Origin of the sequence: Streptomyces humi (assembly GCF_001005085.2) — a bacterium.
Lineage (GTDB): Bacteria > Actinomycetota > Actinomycetes > Streptomycetales > Streptomycetaceae > Streptomyces > Streptomyces humi.
Window position 1 is genome coordinate 75,031 of sequence record NZ_LBMU02000039.1, and the last position, 14,853, is coordinate 89,883.

11 protein-coding genes and 1 riboswitch are annotated in these 14,853 nt (G+C 72.1%); of the genes, 5 read left to right on the forward strand and 6 right to left on the reverse strand.

Going from position 1 to position 14,853, the window contains the following annotated elements; genetic code table 11:
* The first annotated feature begins 250 nt into the window (after positions 1 to 250).
* Together AAW13_RS18200 and AAW13_RS18205 are read left to right on the forward strand one after the other, a co-directional pair.
* On the forward strand, positions 251 to 1,543 hold the full coding sequence (locus tag AAW13_RS18200; protein ID WP_046733154.1) for an ATP-binding protein: 1,293 nt from the start codon (positions 251 to 253) through the stop codon (positions 1,541 to 1,543).
* Positions 1,540 to 2,253, forward strand: a complete 714-nt coding sequence (locus AAW13_RS18205; RefSeq protein ID WP_046733134.1) for a LuxR C-terminal-related transcriptional regulator — start codon at positions 1,540 to 1,542, stop codon at positions 2,251 to 2,253. Before AAW13_RS18200 ends, AAW13_RS18205 begins: the two co-directional genes overlap by 4 nt.
* Positions 2,254 to 2,283: 30 nt before the next feature.
* Here the strand turns inward: AAW13_RS18205 and AAW13_RS18210 are convergent, their stop codons facing one another.
* Entirely contained in the window at positions 2,284 to 3,378 is a 1,095-nt protein-coding gene (locus tag AAW13_RS18210; RefSeq protein ID WP_046733135.1) for a C40 family peptidase, read from the reverse strand.
* Between the two features lie 471 nt (positions 3,379 to 3,849).
* Between AAW13_RS18210 and AAW13_RS18215 the strand changes: the two genes are divergently transcribed.
* The gene (locus AAW13_RS18215) at positions 3,850 to 4,203 is read left to right on the forward strand and encodes a hypothetical protein (RefSeq protein WP_046733136.1); all 354 of its coding nucleotides are present in this window, start codon (positions 3,850 to 3,852) and stop codon (positions 4,201 to 4,203) included.
* A gap of 67 nt (positions 4,204 to 4,270) precedes the next feature.
* Here AAW13_RS18215 and AAW13_RS18220 read toward each other — a convergent pair whose 3' ends face one another.
* Positions 4,271 to 5,236, reverse strand: a complete 966-nt coding sequence (locus AAW13_RS18220) for a tellurite resistance/C4-dicarboxylate transporter family protein (RefSeq protein WP_046733137.1) — start codon at positions 5,234 to 5,236, stop codon at positions 4,271 to 4,273.
* An 87-nt stretch (positions 5,237 to 5,323) separates the two neighbouring features.
* A complete protein-coding gene (locus tag AAW13_RS18225) occupies positions 5,324 to 6,493 on the reverse strand; it encodes a C40 family peptidase (protein WP_046733138.1) in 1,170 nt (389 codons plus the stop codon).
* A gap of 7 nt (positions 6,494 to 6,500) precedes the next feature.
* Positions 6,501 to 6,658, reverse strand: a riboswitch (cyclic di-AMP (ydaO/yuaA leader).
* A 283-nt stretch (positions 6,659 to 6,941) separates the two neighbouring features.
* Here AAW13_RS18225 and pcrA point away from each other — a divergent pair.
* On the forward strand, positions 6,942 to 9,428 hold the full coding sequence (gene pcrA, locus AAW13_RS18230; protein WP_046733139.1) for a DNA helicase PcrA: 2,487 nt from the start codon (positions 6,942 to 6,944) through the stop codon (positions 9,426 to 9,428).
* Between the two features lie 45 nt (positions 9,429 to 9,473).
* On the opposite strand, the gene AAW13_RS18235 is transcribed toward pcrA, so the two are convergent.
* Positions 9,474 to 10,982, reverse strand: a complete 1,509-nt coding sequence (locus AAW13_RS18235) for a M23 family metallopeptidase (RefSeq protein ID WP_046733140.1) — start codon at positions 10,980 to 10,982, stop codon at positions 9,474 to 9,476.
* A 323-nt stretch (positions 10,983 to 11,305) separates the two neighbouring features.
* Complete coding sequence (locus tag AAW13_RS18240) at positions 11,306 to 12,169, reverse strand: esterase/lipase family protein (RefSeq protein WP_046733141.1); 864 nt, start codon at positions 12,167 to 12,169, stop codon at positions 11,306 to 11,308.
* 316 nt (positions 12,170 to 12,485) lie between these two features.
* Here AAW13_RS18240 and AAW13_RS18245 point away from each other — a divergent pair, with 316 nt between their 5' ends.
* On the forward strand, positions 12,486 to 12,902 hold the full coding sequence (locus tag AAW13_RS18245) for a coenzyme B12-dependent isobutyryl CoA mutase small subunit (protein ID WP_046733142.1): 417 nt from the start codon (positions 12,486 to 12,488) through the stop codon (positions 12,900 to 12,902).
* Positions 12,903 to 13,070: 168 nt separating this feature from the next.
* Here the strand turns inward: AAW13_RS18245 and AAW13_RS18250 are convergent, their stop codons facing one another.
* Positions 13,071 to 14,702: a DUF5691 domain-containing protein gene (locus AAW13_RS18250; RefSeq protein ID WP_046733143.1), complete on the reverse strand. Its 1,632-nt coding sequence runs from the start codon at positions 14,700 to 14,702 to the stop codon at positions 13,071 to 13,073.
* Positions 14,703 to 14,853: the final 151 nt, after the last annotated feature.

Sequence of the window (14,853 nt, forward strand, 5' to 3'; positions counted from 1 at the left end):
AAGGGCCCGAGCCGCCCTGGCGGACGGGCGCCGCCGCGAGGCAATCTGAAGATCGGCCGCAGGAAAATCCGAAGATCAGCCGTAGGGAAATCCGAAGATCGGCTGAGGGGTGATCCGAAGATCAGCCGCGAGGGATCCGGAGACAGCCGCGAGGGGATCCGAAGAGCAGCCGCGAGGAATCCGAAGATCAGGGGAGTATCCGGGGTCGACCCTGATGCTCCGCGACTGCGGGCGTGTGAACATCGGTGGCATGCCGGAAGCCGCAGCAGTGCCCCTCGACGACCCGCGGCCGCCGCGCAAGCTCTACCGCAGCAGCGACGGCCGCTGGCTCGGCGGAGTGGCGCGGGGCCTCGCCGGGCACCTCGGGCTGCCCGTCGTCTGGGTCCGGCTCGTCTTCGTCGGCCTGTTCATGGCCAACGGCCTCGGCGCGCTGCTGTACGCCGCGTTCTGGTTCTTCGTGCCGCTCGGCGTCGGCGGGGTCGGCGGTCAGAAGCCGCCCTCCCTGGTCGCCACCGAGACCTCGGCGGACGGCCGCCGCAGACTCGTCGCCCGCAAACCGGACCGGGGCCAGATCGTCGCGCTGCTCCTGATGGTCGTCGTGTCCCTGGTGTTCGTGGGCAGCATCAACCTGACCGGCGGCGCCAAGGCCTATCTCCTGCCCGCGGTCCTGGTCGCCGCCGGTGTCGCCCTGGTCTGGCGCCAGGCGGACAACGCCCGCCGGGCCCGCTGGGTCGAGGTCGGCAGCCGGCGGCGGACGCTCAGCCTGCTGCGGGCGGGCTTCGGCGTCCTGCTCGTCACCGCCGGTGTCACGGGCGTCTTCGTCATGCAGGGCTCGGCCGCGCACATCGGCGCGGTGCTCCAGGCCGCGCTCGCCGTGGTCGTCGGCATCACGCTGCTCGCCGGCCCGTATCTGGTGCGGATGACCCAGGACCTCTCCGAGGAACGGCTGATGCGCATCCGCGCCCAGGAGCGTGCCGAGGTCGCCGCCCACGTCCACGACTCCGTGCTGCACACGCTGACCCTGATCCAGCGCAACGCGGAGAACGCCGGCGAGGTGCGCCGTCTCGCCCGCGCCCAGGAACGCGACCTGCGCACCTGGCTGTACAAGCCCGAGGGCACCGGCAAGGAGGAGGCCGACGAACCCGCCACCCTCGCCGACGCGGTCCGGCGCAGCGCCGCCGAGGTCGAGGACAAGCACGGCGTACCCATCGAGGTCGTGGTGGTCGGGGACTGCCCGCTGGACGAACGGACCGGCGCGCAGATGCAGGCCGCGCGCGAGGCGATGGTCAACGCCGCCAAGTACGGTGGCGAGGGCGGTGCCGTCCAGGTCTACGCCGAGGTCGAGGGCAGAACGGTCTTCGTGTCCGTCCGTGACCGCGGTCCGGGGTTCGATCCCGACTCGATACCCGCCGACCGCATGGGTGTCAGAGAATCGATCATCGGCCGGATGGAGCGCCACGGGGGCACGGCACGTCTGCGGTCCGTACCGGGCGGCGGCACGGAGGTCGAGCTGGAGATGGAGAGGGCGGAGAACACGTCATGAGCGACGCGACCGAGGCGAACGGCCCGGCGGAAGGCACGGAGAAGTCCGGGCGCCGGGTGCGGGTGGTGCTCGTCGACGACCACCGGATGTTCCGTACGGGTGTCCAGGCGGAGATCGGCCAGACCGAGCAGACCGGCGTCGAGGTGGTCGGCGAGGCCGCCGACGTCGACCAGGCGGTCTCGGTGATCACCGCGACACGGCCCGAGGTGGTCCTCCTCGACGTGCACCTGCCGGGCGGCGGCGGGGTCGAGGTGCTGCGCCGGTGCGCCCCGTTGGCGGCGGACGCCGAGCAGCCGGTGCGCTTCCTCGCGCTGTCCGTGTCGGACGCGGCGGAGGACGTGATCGGGGTGATCCGGGGCGGGGCCCGCGGCTACGTCACCAAGACGATCACCGGCACCGACCTGGTCGACTCGATCTTCCGGGTCCAGGAGGGCGACGCCGTCTTCTCCCCACGCCTCGCCGGGTTCGTGCTGGACGCCTTCGCTTCCACCGACGCCCCGCCGGTCGACGAGGACCTCGACCGCCTCACCCAGCGCGAGCGCGAGGTACTGCGCCTCATCGCCCGCGGCTATGCCTACAAGGAGATCGCCAAGCAGCTGTTCATCTCCGTGAAGACCGTCGAGTCCCATGTCTCAGCGGTACTGCGGAAGTTGCAGCTGTCCAACCGGCACGAGCTGACCCGCTGGGCGACGGCGCGCCGCCTGGTCTGAACCACCGGCGCGGGCCGCCGCGTGGGCCGCTCAGACGACCCGCGCGGCCCCCGCGAAGGGCATCTCGTCGACGGGGGCGATCCGCACCGGGGCCGACGGGTTGGGTGCGTGGATCATCTGGCCGTTGCCGATGTAGATGCCGACGTGGCTGATGCCCGAGTAGAAGAACACCAGGTCGCCCGGTTCGAGTTCGGAGCGGGAGACGCGGCGGCCGGCGTTGATCTGCGCGTAGGTGGTGCGGGGAATGGAGACTCCGGCGGAGCGGTAGGCGGCCTGGGCGAGGCCCGAGCAGTCGAAGGCGTCCGGGCCCGTCGCCCCCCACACATAGGGGCTGCCGAGTTTCGAGTAGGCGTAGGCGACGGCGGCCGCGGCACGGGCGTCGGGGGCGGCGACCCTGCCCGGGGTGAGGGTGTCGCGGCCGTCCGAGGCCGAGCGGGAGGCACGACCGGTCCCGCCGGGGCCGGGGCCGGAGCCGTCGCCGGCGTCAGCGCCGTCCGCCGTCGCCGCCGCCCGCTGCTGGGGCGACAGCCGGTCCAGCAGCCGCCGGGCCTCGTCGAGCTTGCCGTTGATGGTGGTCTTCTGCCGCTTCAGCTCGGCCAGCCGGGACCGCAGCGACGTCAGCTCGACGCGCGCCGCGTCGTGCAACTGCTCGACCCCCCGCAGCTGTCCGCGCACCCGCGACACCGCGGCGGCCTGCCGGTCGCCGACCCGTTCGGCGAACGCGGCGTCGTCCAGGTACCGGTCGGGATCGCTGGACAGCGCCAGCTGCCAGGCCGGGTCGATACCACCGTCGCGGTACTGCGCGGCGGCCGTCGCACCGAGCGCGTCCCGCGCGGAGTTGAGTTCCCCCTCCTGGCGGGCGGCCTCGTCCTGTAGTGACTTCAGCCGTCGCTGGGCCGCACCGGCTTTGTCCTTCGCGCCGTCGTACTTCTGGGTGGCCGTCTCGGCCTCCTGGTACAGCCGGTCCACCTTGGCCTTGACCTGCGCGGGCGTCAGTTGCGGCTCCGCGTGTCCGACCCCGTCGAAGCCCGCCGCGGTGGCCGCGCCCGCCAGGGCGAGGGTGACGGCCGTGCGGGCCGTATGACCGCCGAGCGGGCTCTGCCGGGGCTTGCGGTGCGCTGCCACCTGGGCTGTTCACGTCCTCTCGTACGACCGCCGGTCGTCCGTCCGAACGCCAGGGGGAGCGCACGTACGGCCGCGGGGGAGCGGATTGCGCGTCCGGCGGCGGCCCGCACAGGGGAGCGGGCCGCCGCCGGACTCTTTCGGCGGTGGTGTCCGACTGCCGCCCCTGGCCCGGGCGGCGGTGGGGAGTCGGTCACCTGGGGGAGGACGCTAGGCCCGACTGTGTCGTCCTGGTAACGCGATGCACGGAATTGACGTGACCGGATCGTTACCGGACGGTATATGGCCGGAGTTCCGGTCCGGAGCCGTCGGCTTCACGGGGCGGGATGACCGAAGCGCCGTTTCCGGGGCGGGTGGAGCGCGGGGGGTGCTATGGGGTGCATATATGCGGCGACCGGGAGCCGCGAGTCCGACCGCGCGGAAGGGAGGGGCCGGTGCCCGGCGCTCTCGTGGGCCCTGATTAGGCTCCGGGCCATGGACGTACTCATCCATCTCTTCGTCGGCCTGCACATCATCGGCATCGCCGCGCTCCTCGGCGGCTTCCTCACCCAGATGAAGGCGATGGGCCAGGGCACGGCCCGGTTCGTCCCCGGGATGCTGCACGGCGCGTTCACCATGCTCGCCACCGGCGTGATCCTGGTCGGCCTCAACGAGGCCGACGGCCACCACGTCAACACCGTCAAGATCGGCGTGAAACTCGCCCTGCTGATCGTGATCCTCGGGCTCGTCTACGTGAAACGCGACGAGGAGAAGGTGGAGAAGGGCGCCTTCGCGCTGGTGGGCGCGCTGACCATGGTGAACGTCTTCATCGCCGTCCTGTGGACGTGATCCTCGCCGACCACTCCGCCTGCCACGGCGCCGGCGACTCCCCCGACCACTCCGCCGACCACCCTCCTCAGGACGCCTTCCCGAGGGCCGCTCGGGTCGTCAGCACCGCCCCGGCGGCCACCGCGAGCCACGCCGCCACCGAGACCCACACCAGCACCCGGCCCAGCCCGTCCAGCCACGGCACGCAGACGGCCGCGACCGACAGCGTCGCCGCCGCCGTCATCCCCATCGGGAACACCGTCGCCCAGCGCCGCACGTCGTAGCGCAGCCGGGGCCTGGCCACCTCCGCGGCCAGCAGCACGACGTACCAGGCCAGGTCCAGGATCAGCAGCGCGACCGAGACCGTCCGCAGGACGCCGCGGTCGTCGTCGTTCCACAGGTACAGCCGCGCGCTGTCGGCGGCCAGCAGCTTCGCCCCGGCCAGCGCGGAGATCGCGAGCGCGCCGCCGGCCACCCACTGGTCGCCGGGCCCCTCGACGACCTGCCGCCACACGAAATGGGGCACCGCGAGGCCGTACAGGGCCAGCCCGAGCCAGAACAGCACGAGCGCCAGGTGCGCGAGCCACGCCGTGCTCAGGGCCGTCGCCAGCGTCGCGCCGAGCACGGCGAGCCCCTCGGTGGCCACACATCCCAGGAACACCGCACCGGGCATGCGCGCCTTCCAGTGCCGTACGACGAGGACGAGCAACGGCGGCCACAGCACCACCGCCAGCGCCAGCAGCGCCTCGGCGAGGGTCTGCCGGCCGAGCAGCGAGAACCGCGTCCCCAGCACGGTCGTGGCGGCCACCGCGGTCAGCGCGCCCGGTGTCCGCGCCTCCGTCAGCCACCGCGGACGGTCCAGGGTCAGCCGCAGGACGAAGTTCGCGGCCAGCCCCACCCAGGCCACGCAGGCCAGCACCAGAGCGATCCGGGACAGGGTCTCCGCCCCCGCCTGACGCAGTCCCACCGAGACGATGCCGGTGGCCATCACGGCGGCTCCGGCCGCCGGCGGACGCTGCGCCCACCAGGCGCGGACGGGTGAGATGCCGGACATGGTGCCGATGCTAAGGAGCACAGGGCGCCGTGCGAGCGGGCCACGCGCGCGTGGCCCGCGAAATACGCGCGGGCGTGGGAGGGGGGCTCAGGCCGGTCGCACCACGCTGTGGATGATCGACTCGCCGCCGTAGTAGATCGACTCCTCCCGGACGTACGCGCCGGGCTTGGGGGCGTGGATCATCATGCCGTTCCCGATGTAGATGCCGACGTGGCTGACGTCGTCGTAGAAGAAGACCAGGTCGCCCGGCTGGGCGTCGGCGAGGGAGACGGTCGTGCCGGCGTTCACCTGGTCGTAGGTGGTGCGCGGCAGGGAGACGCCCGCGGCCTTCCAGGCGGCCTGGGACAGGCCGGAGCAGTCGTAGGAGCCGGGACCGGTCGCACCCCAGACGTACGGTTTGCCGATCTGCGCCCGGGCGAAGGCGATCGCCTTGGCGGCCTTCGTGGCGTACGCGGAGCCGGAGGAGGACGACGAGGAGGAAGAGGACGATGACGACGACGTGGAGCCGCTGGAGGACGACGTCGACGAGGTGTCCTGTTCGGCTGCGGCCGCCGCCTGCTGCCTCGCGAGTTCCGCCGCCTTGCGGGCCGCCTCCTCCTGCTTCTTCTTCTCGATCTGCGCGAGCCGCGCCTTCTCCTCGGCCGACAGCTGCGACAGCAGCTGCCGCGCGGAGGCCAGTTTCGTCTGGACGGTGGCCTTGGCGGTCTTCAGGTCGTCCTGTGTCTCGGTCAGCGACTCGAGGTTCTGGGCGGCCTCCTGCCGCTTCCTCATGGTCGCCGACTGCTGGGTGACGTAGTCGTCGACCGCGTCCTTCTGGCGCGAGGCCAGCCGGTTCATCAGCTGCGACTGGTCGAAGTAGTCCTGCGGGTCGTTCGCGAGCAGGAAGGTCGCCGTCTGGGGGACCTCGGTCCCGGTCCGGTACTGCGCGGCGGCGAACGACCCCAGTTCCTCGCGTGCCTTGTTCAGCCGGTCCGTGCGCCTGGCCACGTCGTCGAGCATGGAGTCGACGCGCTTGCGCTGCTTGCCGGTCTTCTCCTTGGCCGCGTCGTACTTCTCGGTCGCCGACTCCGCCTGCCGGTAGAGGTCGTCGACCTTCTTCTCCACCTCCTCCAGGGTCGGCCTGCCGTCCTCGGAGGGCGCCGCGTTGGCCGTCTGGGAGAGCAGGGCCACGGAGGTGAGGGCGGCGGTGGCCAGGGCGGGGGTGCGTATGCCTGCTACGCGCGTTGCGGAGGGGCGGGACTTCCGGTGCGACGCCAACGGAGGCGACTCCTTCCAGTGCTCCGCCTACCGAGTTAGCTGTCGGGTTCGGGCGGGTGGTTCGGAAGGGTTGCCCTACGGTGCGTCCCCCGGAGGGGCAGCGGGACCGATTCACCCCAAGGTCGGTGTGGGTCCCCGGCTCCGGATGCGCGGCGGCGCCCCGGACTCGGCGGGGGCCGCGCGGCCCGGCGACGTTCGCCGGTGAGGTCGTGCGGCCTGCCCGGCACGCTAGCCAACTCGTGTGCTCCGTGTGAAGGTTGATGTGCGATATGCCCGATACATTTTCGTGACCTGAGTGTTGCGACTCATGTCACACGCCCGGTTCGTCGCGATGTGCGGCGCCTTGCCCGGAATCACCGAACGTGACGGGACGGGTTCCGCCGGTGGCGGGGGCGAGTTTCCGGGGCGGGGACCGGTTGTCGGTGGCGCGCCCTAGACTCGGAGAGCGATGAGCAGCCTCTTTGACGACAGCTTCCTGGCGAGCCTCCAGCCCCCGCGCGGCCACGAGGAGGAACCCCCGCCGCCGCCCGAGGACGAGCACGGACCGGAGCCGGTTCCGGACGACCTGTTCGGCGGGCGGTTCGACGTGCCCCCGGACCGGGACGCCTACTACCGCGACGGCGCCGCCCGCCCGGCCCTGGACGCGGCCGCGCTCCTGGAGGGGCTGAACGAGAACCAGCGGGCGGCCGTGGTGCACGCCGGTTCCCCGCTGCTCATCGTGGCCGGCGCCGGTTCCGGCAAGACGCGGGTGCTCACCCACCGCATCGCCCACCTGCTGGGCGAGCGCGGGGTGCACCCGGGCCAGATCCTCGCGATCACCTTCACGAACAAGGCCGCGGGCGAGATGAAGGAGCGCGTCGAGCAGCTCGTCGGCCCGCGCGCGAACGCGATGTGGGTGATGACCTTCCACAGCGCGTGCGTGCGGATCCTCCGCAGGGAGAGCAAGAAGCTCGGCTTCACCTCCTCCTTCTCGATCTACGACGCGGCCGACTCCAAGCGCCTGATGGCCCTGGTCTGCCGCGACCTGGACCTCGACCCCAAGCGGTACCCGCCGAAGTCCTTCAGTGCCCAGATCAGCAACCTGAAGAACGAACTGGTCGACGAGGAGGACTTCGCCGCCCGCGCGAGCGACGGCTTCGAGAAGACCCTCGCCCAGGCCTACGCCATGTACCAGTCGCGGCTGCGCGAGGCGAACGCCCTCGACTTCGACGACCTGATCATGACGACGGTCAACCTGCTGCGCGCCTTCCCGGACGTCGCCGAGCACTACCGCCGCCGCTTCCGGCACGTCCTGGTCGACGAGTACCAGGACACCAACCACGCCCAGTACGCGCTGGTGCGCGAGCTGGTCGGGACCGGTACGCACGACGAGGACACCCCGCCCGGCGAGCACGACCTGCCCCCCGCCGAGCTGTGCGTCGTCGGTGACGCCGACCAGTCGATCTACGCCTTCCGGGGCGCGACGATCCGCAACATCCTCCAGTTCGAGGAGGACTACCCGAACGCGACGACGATCCTGCTGGAGCAGAACTACCGCTCCACGCAGACGATCCTCTCCGCCGCCAACGCGGTCATCGAGCGCAACGAGTCCCGCCGCCCCAAGAACCTGTGGACCAACGCGGGCGCGGGCGCGCAGATCACCGGCTACGTCGCCGACACCGAGCATGACGAGGCCCAGTTCGTCGCCGAGGAGATAGACCGTCTGACGGACGCGGGCGAGGCCAAGGCGGGCGATGTCGCCGTCTTCTACCGGACCAACGCGCAGTCCCGGGTCTTCGAGGAGATCTTCATCCGCGTCGGCCTGCCGTACAAGGTCGTCGGCGGCGTCCGCTTCTACGAGCGCAAGGAGGTCCGGGACGTCCTCGCCTATCTGCGGGTGCTGGCCAACCCGGAGGACTCCGTCCCGCTGCGCCGGATCCTGAACGTGCCCAAGCGCGGTATCGGCGACCGCGCGGAGGCGATGATCGACGCCCTCGCCCAGCGCGAGAAGATCAGCTTCCCGCAGGCGCTCAGGCGCGTCGACGAGGCGTACGGCATGGCCGCGCGGTCGACGAACGCGGTCAAGCGGTTCAACACGCTGATGGAGGAACTCCGTACGGTCGTGGAGTCCGGTGCCGGACCGGCCACGGTCCTGGAGGCGATCTACGAACGCACCGGGTACCTGGCCGAGTTGCAGAACTCGACGGACCCGCAGGACGAGACCCGTATCGAGAACCTTCAGGAACTCGCCTCCGTGGCCCTGGAGTTCGAGCAGGAGTCCGAGGAAGGCGAGGCGGCGGGCGGCCTCGCCGACTTCCTGGAGCGCGTCGCCCTGGTCGCCGACTCCGACCAGATCCCCGACGACGACGAGAACGGCGACGGTGTCATCACCCTGATGACCCTGCACACCGCCAAGGGCCTCGAGTTCCCGGTGGTCTTCCTGACCGGCATGGAGGACGGCGTCTTCCCGCACATGCGCGCCCTCGGCCAGGCCAAGGAGCTGGAGGAGGAACGGCGCCTCGCGTACGTCGGCATCACGCGCGCGCGGGAGCGGCTGTACCTCACCCGGTCGTCGATGCGCAGCGCCTGGGGCCAGCCGTCGTACAACCCGCCCTCGCGCTTCCTGGAGGAGATCCCGGGCGCCTTCCTGGAGTGGAAGCGGACCGGGGCGATGGCGCCGGTGTCGTCCGGACCCGTGTCGGGCGTGGCCGCCTCGCTCTCCTCGACCCGCTCGCGCTCCTCGGCGTCGGGCGCCTCGGGCTTCGCCACCCGGCGGACCGCGGAGAAGCCGGTGGTCTCGCTGGCCGTCGGCGACCGCGTCACCCACGACCAGTTCGGCCTCGGCACGGTCGTCGCGGTGAAGGGCACCGGCGGGAACGCGGAGGCCACGATCGACTTCGGCGACACCAAGCCGAAGCGCCTGCTGCTGCGGTACGCGCCGGTGGAGAAGCTGTAGACGCGAGAGCCCCCGCCGTCGGCGGGGGCTCGTCGGGTCGGGTGATCAGGTGGGATCAAGTCCGTGGCTGCGCAGCCACGGCAGCGGGTCTATGGCGGCACCGCCCGCCGGCCGGACCTCGAAGTGCAGGTGCGGGCCGGTCGAGTTGCCGGAGTTGCCGGAGTACGCGACCGGGTCGCCGGCCTTCACGGTCGTTCCGGAGGCGACACGGTACGAGGAGAGGTGGCAGTACCACGTCTCCGTGCCGTCCTTCGCGGTGACGATCAGCATGTTGCCGTACGCGCTGTTCCACTTGGTGGAGACGACGCCGTCGGTCGCGGCCATCACCGTGGTGCCGTAGGAGACGGGGAAGTCGATGCCGGTGTGGACGGACATCCAGTTGACGCCGGCCTGGCCGAAGTAGGCACTGAGCCCCCGCTGCGTGACCGGGAGAACGTACTTGGGGCGCAGTCGCTCCTTGCGGGCCGCCTCCGCCGCCGCCTTCTTCTTCTCGGCCTCCTGCTGGGCCTTGAGGTCGATGCGCTCCTGGGTCCGGCTGGCCCGGTCGGCGAAGTCGTCGGCGCCCGCCGAGAGGGTCCTGAGCTGGGCGTCGAGCTTGCTGTTGGCGGCGGACGGTTTCACCGACTGCGCGTCGGAGGCCGAGGCCGTCGTGTCCTTGCCGTCGTCGGTCAGGCTCCCGACGGAGGCGGCCGCGATCCCGGCGACCCCCATCACGCAGGCCGAGGGCACGGCGATGGTCAGCAGGGCGGACCGCTTCGGGGGCGTACGACGGCGGGAACGCGCTCCCGCACGCGAGCCGGCGCGTGTCGCGGTCGGCGCCGGAGTGACCTCTTCCTGGTCCTCCAGCAGTGGCGTTACTTCAGGTAGCTCACCCGTGGCCGACAGCTCCCCCTCGGCGGCGGGAACCTCCTCGTACGGGCTCTCCTCGTACGCGTTGTCCTCGTACGCGTTGTCCTCATAGGACTCGTACGACGCCTCCTCGTAGGGAAGCTGCTCGAAGGAGCCGGTGGCCTGCGGTTCGTGCTCCGGCTCGGCGGCCTGCGCCGGGGTGCCGTCGGAGTTCCACTGCGTGGCGTCGTACGCGCCCGTGTCGAAGGCCTGGGTGCCCCACTCCCACTGCTGGGTGGCGCCGGCCATGGCCGACTGGTCGGGCTGGAGCCAGGCGCTGGCGTCCCAGTGGCCGCTGGTGTCGGCGACCGCGCCCTGCGTTCCCTGCGGCACTCCCTGCGCGGGAACGGTCCAGGCGGTGCTGTCGTAGGCGCCGGAGTCGTATGCGGCATGGTGCTGGGCGGCGTACGCGTCGTAGTTGAGCGTCTGGTCGCCGACCGTCTGCCACTGCGTGGCGTCGTACGTGCCGGTGGCCTGGCTCTGGCCGGGAAGACTGCCGAACAACGGGTCGCTGTGGAAGGGGGCACCGGTAGCGGACTGGTCGCCGTACGTGGTGAATTCGCCGTACTGGGCTTCCTGGGTGCCGTATGACGCGTAGTGCGCCGGGCCGGCGTCGGAAGCCGGAGCCGGGGTGGTCAAGGTCCCCGACGGGTGACGGTCGTTCACCAACTTCTCTTTCGCCTCGACAACAGGGGCTGCCAGAGCAGTGCGGCGACTGTACCCGGCGGTATGCGGGCGCGACAATCTTCAACAGGTTTCGCGGTTTCGGGAAACGGGCATTCGGCCGTGTTTCGGGGGACGGCGGGCGCGGGTTTGGCTTTGTGTTCGAGGAGTGTTCGAGATTGGCGCCGGTTCAGCGGCCCTGATTCGGTTGCGCCCGGCGCCCGTTGTGCGCCCGAAGCGAGCCGAATGCTCCCGCTGTCCGGATTGCCCTCACGCCATTGCCCTCACGCCATCGCCTTCACGCCGTCGCCTTCACGCCGTCGCCCTCACGCCACCGTCAGCCCGCCGGGTATCCGCTCCTCCGGGTGCGCCTCGTCGAGGGCCTGGCGTATGCCGGTCGCGACCGCCGGGTGGACCGGCAGGGCGAGGTGGCCGATCCCGGTCACGCGCACGTTCTCCGCGATGAGGTCCGGGTGCTCGACACGGGCCGTCTCCACCGGCTCCATCAGCGAGTCGAGGTCGCTCCAGAAGCTCACGAACCGGGTACGGCAGCCGGGCGCCGGGCGGGTCAGCTCCTCGATCACCTCGGAACCGGGACGCATCTGGCGCACGATCGGGTGCGCGTCGGCGAGTGGCGCGACGCGAGTGCCGGAGTGCGGGGTGCCGAGCGTCACCAGCGTGCGGACGCGCAGGTCGCCCCCGAGGCACTGGACGTAGTAGCGCGCGATCAGCCCGCCGAGGCTGTGTCCGACGATGTCGACGCGGCGGCTGCCGGTGCGCTCGCAGATCTCCTCTATGTGCCGGCCGAGCAGCTCGGCGGCGGTGCGGATGTCGCAGGTCAGGGGCGAGTAGTTGAGCGACTCGACGCGCTGGCCGCCGTGCTGGGCGAGGGCGCGGCGCAGCAGGACGAAGACCGAGCGGTTGTCGATGAAGCCGTGCAGCAGCACGACCGGCGGCGCCGCCCGGACCGGCAGCCGGTCGGTGCCGACGGGTTCCGCCGCGGGCACGCCGGGTGCCGGCGGGCGGCGCTCCGGGGTGAGGCCGGTCGGATAGAGCAGCAGATGCCCGGCGAGGATCGCGGCTTCCAGGGCGGTCGACTTCAGGAGGGCCAGCGACAGTCCGGCGAGTCTGCCCGGCAGGAGGCGGCGGCAGAGCGGGAGAAAGGGTTCGATCACCCCGGTGACCTTCATCGGCCGACCTCCTGTCGGCACGCGGAGGGCGGCTCCGTCCCCCGTGTGCCCTTGTGGGAGGCCGAGTGACGGCCGTGAGGGTACGACGGCAGGCCGCATCGCATGCCCCTGTCGCCCCCGCGGACCACGCTGCGGCTCCCTGACGTGTCCCACTGTGTGTGATTTCCCCCTCGGTAACCTCCGCGAAACTGCCGGTTGCGGGATGCTGGAGATAACGTTCGTTCACTTGAGACGGGTGGCGGAACGCGCCGAATGTGCGGTACTTCTCGGTACGGGTGGATGTCGGCGCGTTCGTTTGACGGTCATGGAGGCAGTGATGGGTGTGGCAGCCGGTCCGATCCGCGTGGTGGTGGCCAAACCGGGGCTCGACGGCCACGACCGCGGCGCCAAGGTCATCGCGCGGGCGCTGCGCGACGCGGGTATGGAGGTCATCTACACCGGGCTCCACCAGACGCCGGAGCAGATCGTCGACACGGCCATCCAGGAGGACGCCGACGCGATCGGCCTCTCCATCCTGTCCGGCGCCCACAACACCCTGTTCGCCGCGGTCCTCGAACTGCTCAGGCAGCGTGACGCGGAGGACATCCTCGTGTTCGGCGGCGGGATCATCCCCGAGGACGACATCGCCCCCCTCAAGGAGAAGGGCGTCGCCGCGATCTTCACGCCGGGCGCGACCATGGCGTCGATCGTGGAGTGGGTCCGGGAGAACGTCCGGCAGCCGACCGAGGCGTAGTTCCGCGGTCACGGGGGGCCGGCGAACCGGGGTGCGGGAAGGGGGCCGGCGGGGGCGGGGGAGTGCGGCGCGTGGTTCGGTGCGATGTTGTGGCTGGTCGCGTAGTTCCGCCCCCGGTCCTGGGCCGCGCCCCCGGCGTCCTTCCCGGGACGCTCATTCTCCCGTAGCTCAACGCGGACCGTCGAGTTCGCTCAGCATCGTCGCTCTCAGTCTGAGGGTCGTCACCAGGCGCTGGAAGGCCTCCGCCCAGTAGCCGCCGGCACCCGGCGCCGCGTCCTCCCGTTCGTCCGGGATCGCCAGTAGCGCGTCCAGCCGGCCGGCTTCCGCCGGGTCGAGGCAGCGTTCGGCCAGACCCATCACCCCGCTGAAGCTCCAGGGGTAACTCCCAGCGTCACGGGCGATGTTGAGGGCGTCCACCACGGCCCGGCCGAGCGGCGCGGGCCACGGTACGGCGCACATGCCGAGCAGCTGGAACGCCTCCGAGAGACCGTGCGCCGCGATGAACCCGGCCACCCAGTCGGCCCGTTCCGCCCCCGTCAGCGTGCCCAGCAGCTTGGCCCGCTCGGCCAGGGACACCGCACCGGGACCGCCCGCCTCCGGCGCGGCCGGTGCCCCGAGCAGGGCTCGCGCCCACTCGGCGTCCCGCTGCCGTACCGCGGCCCGGCACCAGGCGGCGTGCAACTCGCCCTGCCAGCCGTCCGCCACCGGCAGCGCCACGACCTCCTGGGGCGTACGGCCGCCGAGCCGTGCCGACCAGCGGGCGAGCGGGGCCGCCTCCACCAACTGCCCGAGCCACCAGGACCGTTCGCCGCGCCCGGCCGGCGGTCTGGCCACCACCCCGTCGCGCTCCATCCCCGGATCGCACTCCGGCGGCGCCTCCACCACGAGCACCGGTCCGCCCCCGGTGTGGTCGACCGCCACACACGCCCCGGCCCGTACCGCCATCCGGCCGGCCAGTGCCGAGCCGGGCAGTGCGGACAACAGCTCCGCCGCCGTGGTCCGCACGTTACGGCTCCGGTCCGACAGGGCCTGCTCCAGGAACGCCTCGTCGGCGGCGGCCAGTCCCGTGCGCAGCGAGTCGAGGAACATCAGCCGGTCCTCGGCCCGCTCCGTCGCCCAGGTGTCCGCCAGCAGCTCGCGTGCCGCCTCGGGCGTACGGGCGCGCAGCGTCGCCAGCAGCGCGACCCGCTCGGCGAACAGTCCCTCCTGCCACAACCGTCGTACCGCGTCGCCGTCCTCGGGGTCGGGCAGGGCCGCGCCACCGCCCGGTGCGGCGCGCAGCGCGAACCGCCAGTCCTGGTTGAGCCGCGCCAGCCAGAGCGCGCGCGGTCCGGCGAAGGCCAGCACGGCGGGCCGCAGGTCGGTACGGCCCCGGGCCGCGTCCAGCAGCGCCGGCAGGGTCTCGGGGGGCGCCGCGAACCCGCGCGCGTCGGCCGCCGCGAGCCACTGCGGCAGCAGCTCCACGAGGTCCGGCGAGGTACCCCGGCGGCCGCCGGTCCCCGCGCCGGGCCGGTCGGCGAGCAGCATCGCCAGTCTGCGCGCCGCGGCGGCCGGGAGCGCCGGGCGCCGGTCCTCGGGGGCCGGTTCGGGGCGCTGCGCGGGCGGTGCCGGACACAGGCCGGCCCGGCGCCGTACCGTCGCCACGGCTGCCTCGTCCAGCAGGGCCGCCGGGGCTTCCCGGCCGGGACCGCCGGCCGTGGGCGGCCGCCGGTCCGTGCCCAGCAGTGCCGTGGTGACGAGGTCCTCCCAGTCGGTCACGGGGGTGTCCCTTCTCGTATCCGGGTGAGCCGGGCGGGGCATCGGTGGATTGCGGCGCTCGGGTCCGCGTCCGGGTACCGGCGCTTTCCGTGAGCTGTCCCGGCCCGTCGTCGGTCGGGCTGTCTTGGCCGGTGGTCGGTCGGACTGTCCCGGCGGGTGGTCGGTCGGGCTGTCTTGGCCGGTGGTCGGTCGG

Bases quoted from the DNA above. Each gene is read 5' to 3' on its own strand.
- AAW13_RS18200 (WP_046733154.1), top strand. From the start codon at position 251: ATGCCGGAAGCCGCAGCAGTGCCCCTCGACGACCCGCGGCCGCCGCGC.
- AAW13_RS18205 (WP_046733134.1), top strand. From the start codon at position 1,540: ATGAGCGACGCGACCGAGGCGAACGGCCCGGCGGAAGGCACGGAGAAG.
- AAW13_RS18215 (WP_046733136.1), top strand. From the start codon at position 3,850: ATGGACGTACTCATCCATCTCTTCGTCGGCCTGCACATCATCGGCATC.
- AAW13_RS18220 (WP_046733137.1), bottom strand. From the start codon at position 5,236: ATGTCCGGCATCTCACCCGTCCGCGCCTGGTGGGCGCAGCGTCCGCCG.
- pcrA (WP_046733139.1), top strand. From the start codon at position 6,942: ATGAGCAGCCTCTTTGACGACAGCTTCCTGGCGAGCCTCCAGCCCCCG.
- AAW13_RS18240 (WP_046733141.1), bottom strand. From the start codon at position 12,169: ATGAAGGTCACCGGGGTGATCGAACCCTTTCTCCCGCTCTGCCGCCGC.
- AAW13_RS18245 (WP_046733142.1), top strand. From the start codon at position 12,486: ATGGGTGTGGCAGCCGGTCCGATCCGCGTGGTGGTGGCCAAACCGGGG.
- AAW13_RS18250 (WP_046733143.1), bottom strand. From the start codon at position 14,702: ATGCCCCGCCCGGCTCACCCGGATACGAGAAGGGACACCCCCGTGACC.